Origin of the sequence: Bradyrhizobium sp., assembly GCF_019242285.1 — a bacterium.
Lineage (GTDB): Bacteria > Pseudomonadota > Alphaproteobacteria > Rhizobiales > Xanthobacteraceae > Bradyrhizobium.
This window is the reverse complement of the sequence record NZ_JAFAVV010000124.1, coordinates 1-4,876: the sequence shown is the minus strand read 5'-3', so window position 1 is coordinate 4,876 and position 4,876 is coordinate 1. Positions and strand designations below refer to the sequence as shown.

The 4,876-nt window shown below is 64.6% G+C and carries 3 protein-coding genes; all 3 read left to right on the top strand.

The window, feature by feature from the left end; genetic code table 11:
• Positions 1 to 2,428, top strand: a 2,428-nt coding sequence (locus JOY90_RS04500; RefSeq protein WP_291689953.1) for an indolepyruvate ferredoxin oxidoreductase family protein, incomplete at its 5' end; no start/stop codon positions are given.
• Between the two features lie 874 nt (positions 2,429 to 3,302).
• Entirely contained in the window at positions 3,303 to 4,460 is a 1,158-nt protein-coding gene (locus tag JOY90_RS04495; protein ID WP_291689952.1) for a thiolase domain-containing protein, read from the top strand.
• Entirely contained in the window at positions 4,460 to 4,849 is a 390-nt protein-coding gene (locus JOY90_RS04490; RefSeq protein ID WP_291689951.1) for an OB-fold domain-containing protein, read from the top strand. The genes JOY90_RS04495 and JOY90_RS04490 overlap by 1 nt, the downstream gene beginning before the upstream one ends.
• The last annotated feature ends 27 nt before the right edge of the window (positions 4,850 to 4,876 follow it).

Sequence of the window (4,876 nt, the reverse complement as noted above, 5' to 3'; positions counted from 1 at the left end):
CAACTGGCGCGACGACGTCCGGCCGCGCATCGTCGGCAAGATGGACGACCATGACAAGCGCTTCCTCACCTTCGCCGCCGAGCTCAGCGTCTCTTCCCTTGCAAGCTCGCTCACCGAACGTCTTCTCCGCCTCGACCTCAATCCCGAAATCAAGAACATGCTCCGCGCCAAGGCCGATTGGTTCAACGGCCGCGAAGCGACGCAGGTCCAGGCGATCGCTCCGATCTCTCGCACGCCGTATTTCTGCTCCGGTTGCCCGCACAACACCTCCACCAAGGTCCCCGAAGGCAGCCGCGCCTTTGCCGGCATCGGCTGCCACTTCATGGTGCTATGGATGGATCGCTCCACCGAGACCTACACCCACATGGGGGGCGAGGGCGTGCCGTGGGTCGGCGTCGCGCCGTTCACCAAGGAGGCGCATGTCTTCGCCAATCTCGGCGACGGCACCTATTTCCATTCCGGCAGCCTCGCGATCCGCCAGGCGGTCGCCTCCGGCGCCAACATCACCTACAAGCTGCTCTATAACGACGCGACCGCGATGACCGGCGGCCAGCATGTCGACGGCGAGTTGTCGCCGCAGCAGATCACCTTCCAGCTTCACGCCGAGGGCATCCGCCAGATCTACCTGGTCTCGGAGAATCCTCAGCTCTATCCGGCCACCGACATCGCCGACGGCGTCAAGATCGCCCATCGCGACGAGCTCGACCAGGTGATGCGGACCTGCCGCGAACTGAAAGGCACGTCGGCGATCGTGTTCGTGCAGACCTGCGCGGCGGAGAAGCGTCGCCGCCGCAAGCGCGGCCTGATGGAGGACCCGCAACGTCGTGTGCTGATCAACCCGGAGGTCTGCGAGGGCTGTGGCGACTGCTCGGTGCAGTCGAACTGCATCTCGGTCGAACCGCTTGAGACCGAGATGGGTCGCAAGCGCACCATCAATCAGTCCTCCTGCAACAAGGACTATTCCTGCGTGAAGGGCTTTTGCCCGTCCTTCGTCACGGTCGACGGCGGCAAGCTTCGCAGCCGCGCGCCGGCCGAGCTCGGCGAGATCGGCGAGTTGCCGGAGCCGCCCTCGCGGCCGCCGCTCGAAAAACCCTACAACATCGCGATCGCCGGCGTCGGCGGCACCGGCGTGCTCACCATCGGCGCGCTGCTCGGCATGGCCGCCCATCTCGAGGACAAGGCCTCGATGATCCTCGACATGTCCGGCCTCGCGCAGAAGGGCGGGGCGGTCCTGAGTCATGTCCGGCTCTCCGAGCACACCGCCGACGTGACCTGCTCGCGCATCGTCACCGGCACCGCCGATCTTGTGATCGCCGCCGACGAGGTGGTCGCGGTGTCCAAGGACATGCTTACGCTCTGCGAGTCCGGCCGCACCATCGGCATCATCAACAGTCACGTCATTCCGACCGCCGACTTCATCCTCAACCGCGATTTCAACTTCCAGAGCCGCCAAGTCAACGGCGTGCTGGAAAATTCGCTGCGCAAGGAATCGAGCTTCATCGACTTCACCCATCCCGCCGAGGTGCTGCTCGGCGATTCCATCGCCACCAACATCATGATGCTCGGCTATGCCTATCAGAACGGCCTGTTGCCGCTATCGGCGGAGGCGATCGAGAAGGCGATCGAGGTCAACGGTGTCTCCATCAAGATGAACACCGAGGCGTTCCGGCTCGGCCGGCTTGCTGCCGTCGATCACAGCCGGCTGGAAGCGATGATGAAGGGTCAGGACGCGCCGGCCGCCGCTCCGAAGACGCTGGAGGCGATGTCGCTCGACGAGATCGTCGTCCATCGCGTTGCGCATCTGACCGGCTATCAGAGCAAGCGCTACGCCGCGCGCTATCGCAGGCTGGTCGATCGCGTGCGCGAGGCCGCCCGCGACGGCGGCTACGACGAGGCGCTGCCGCGAGCGGTCGCGATCAACTACGCAAAGCTGCTCGCCTACAAGGACGAGTACGAGGTGGCGCGGCTGTTCAGCGACGGCCGCTTCACGCAGTTGCTGCGCGACCAGTTCGACGGCGACTACACCCTCAACTTCCACCTGGCACCGCCGACCCTCGGCGGCGAGAAGGACCCACTCGGCCGGCCGAAGAAGCGCGCCTATGGCCCGCGCATGATGACGGGTTTCAAATGGCTTGCGCGCCTGCGTTTTCTGCGCGGCAGCCCGCTCGACGTCTTCGCCCGCAGCGCGGACCGCAAGCTCGAACGCGAACTGATCACGTCCTACGAGCAGGACGTCGAGGCGGTGTTGAAGAATCTGTCGCCGTTGACGATCGAGCCCGCCGTCGAGCTGCTGTCGCTGCCCGACCGCATCCGCGGCTACGGCCCGGTGAAGGAGAAGGCGGCGCACGCAGCCAGGGCCCGGCACGAGCAACTCGTTGCCGACCTCGCCAGCCCACCGCCCGCGCCAAGACAGATCGCCGCTGAATAGCGACGCTGCCGTAGGGTGGGCCAGGGGCGCGAAGCGCCAGGCCCACCCTTCTTTCGACATCACGGCTCTGAATGGTGGGCACACTTTCGCCTGCGCTCTTTCGAGCTTCGGCGAAAGCTTAGCCCACCCTACCGATTTCCCGCATGGCAGTTGGCGTAACTTCTATTTTTCAGAAAATACCTTGACGTCGCCCCCAAATCAGTGGCATAATCTGCGCCGTCCCGCCTCGATGAGAGGGGCGTACGCGCGATCGTCACGACACGCGGGGCGGGCTGCGGTGGACGCGAGGGTGCTGCGAGACGAACGGCACCGCGCGGACGCGAAGGCGTGTGGTCCTGATCCCGCGACGCTGGGATCAAGTCTCGCAGGACTGATGGCGAGGCGAGGGTGGCAACAAAGCCCGTTCACCCGGGAGAGCGCGCTATAAGAGTTAAAACCACCGCGCAGGGAAGGCCGGGTCAACTCGGCTGAGCCTGTGGTTCCTGCCCCGTGCGTTCTTGTTGCACGGGGGCCATGGGTGCCAGCCGGCACCCGGTCTTCCCTGCGCCCTCTGTTCTTTCGAGGGTGTTTTCCTTCCATAGCTCGGACGCGATCTGCGTCGCGAGAATGCGAGGTCGTATCTCTCGATGTCATGCCCGCGAAAGCGGGCATCCGGCATTCCAGAGGCGTCTCGTGTGAGCACGACTGTCTCTGGAATGCTGGGTCGCCCGGTCAAGCCGGGCGACGACGGCGGAGCACGACGCGGCGCCTCCATCTGTCATGACCATCAGCCATGAGTTTTCATCTCACCCGGCGGAATATTTCGCCGCTTGCCAAGGCCGCGCCGGCACGTCACAAAAACAAAGGCTAAAAAGAAACGCCAGCGGAGAACCAGTTGACCATCAAGGGCAAGGCCTACGTCACGGGGATCTACGAGCATCCCACCCGGCACGCGCCGGACAAATCCACCTCGCAATTGCACGCCGAGATCGCCAAGGGGACGATCGAGGACGCCGGTCTCTCCAAGGCCGACATCGACGGCTATTTCTGCGCCGGCGACGCACCGGGCGGCGTGATGAACATGGCCGATTACCTCGGCCTGGACATGAAGAAGCTCCGCCACATCGACTCCACCGATACCGGCGGCTGCTCCTATCTGATCCATCTCGGCCATGCCGCCGAGGCGATTGCCGCCGGCAAGTGCTCGATTGCCCTGATCACGCTGGCCGGCAAGCCGCGCACCGGCCCGATGCCGCCGCGCTCGGCCGGCGCCGAGGCCGATTTCGAGACCGCCTACGGCCAGACCACCCACAACGTCTACGGCATGTGTGCCATGCGCCACATGCACGACTACGGCACCACCTCCGAGCAGCTCGCCTGGATCAAGGTCGCCGCCTCCCATCATGCGCAATACAACCCGCATGCCATGCTGAAGGAGGTCGTCACCGTCGAGGACGTGCTCAACTCGCCGATGATATCGGATCCGCTGCACCGGATGGACTGTTGCGTCGTCACCGACGGCGGCGGCGGGCTGATCGTGACGTCGGAAGAGATCGCCAAGAGCCTGAAGCAGCCGCAGGTGCGGCTGATCGGTCATGGCGAGGCGACCAAGGGACCGCGCGGCGGCAAGGATATCGACCTCACTTATTCCGCCGGCGTCTGGTCCGGGCCACGCGCCTTCGAGGAGGCGGGCGTGACGCCGACGGACATCAAGTACGCCTCGATCTATGACAGCTTCACCATCACGGTGCTGATGCAGCTCGAGGATCTCGGCTTCTGCAAGAAGGGCGAGGGCGGCAAGTTCGTCGCCGACGGCAACCTGATCTCGGGCGTCGGCAAGTTGCCGTTCAACACCGACGGCGGCGGGCTGTGCAGCAACCACCCCGTCAACCGCGGCGGCATGACCAAGATAATCGAAGCGGTGCGGCAGCTGCGCGGCGAGGCCCATCCGAAAGTCCAGGTGCCCAACTGCGATCTCGCGATTGCCCACGGCACCGGCGGCCTGCTCGGCAATCGCCACGCCGCCTCGACCTGCATTCTGGAGCGCGTGTGATGGCCGAAGCAAAGAAATATCCGGCGCCGGCGACCAATCCCGAGACCACGGCGTTCTGGGAAGCGGCGAAGGCCGGCAAGTTCATGATCAAGCGCTGCACTGCCTGCGGCGAGCCGCATTACTTCCCGCGCGCGATCTGCCCGTTCTGCTTCTCCGACAAGACGGTGTGGGAGGAATCGTCGGGCGAGGCGACGATCTATTCCTACAGCCTGATGCGCAAATCGGCCAGCGGCCCGTTCGCGATCGCCTATGTCACGCTGAAGGAAGGTTTGACCTTGCAGACTAACATCGTCGATTGCGAGTTCGACAAGATCAAAATCGGCCAGAAGGTGAAGGTGGTGTTCAAGCCGACCGACGGCGCGCCGCTGCCGTTCTTCACGCCGGTGTAGAACTTGCGCGGTGCGTAGGTGGGTAGA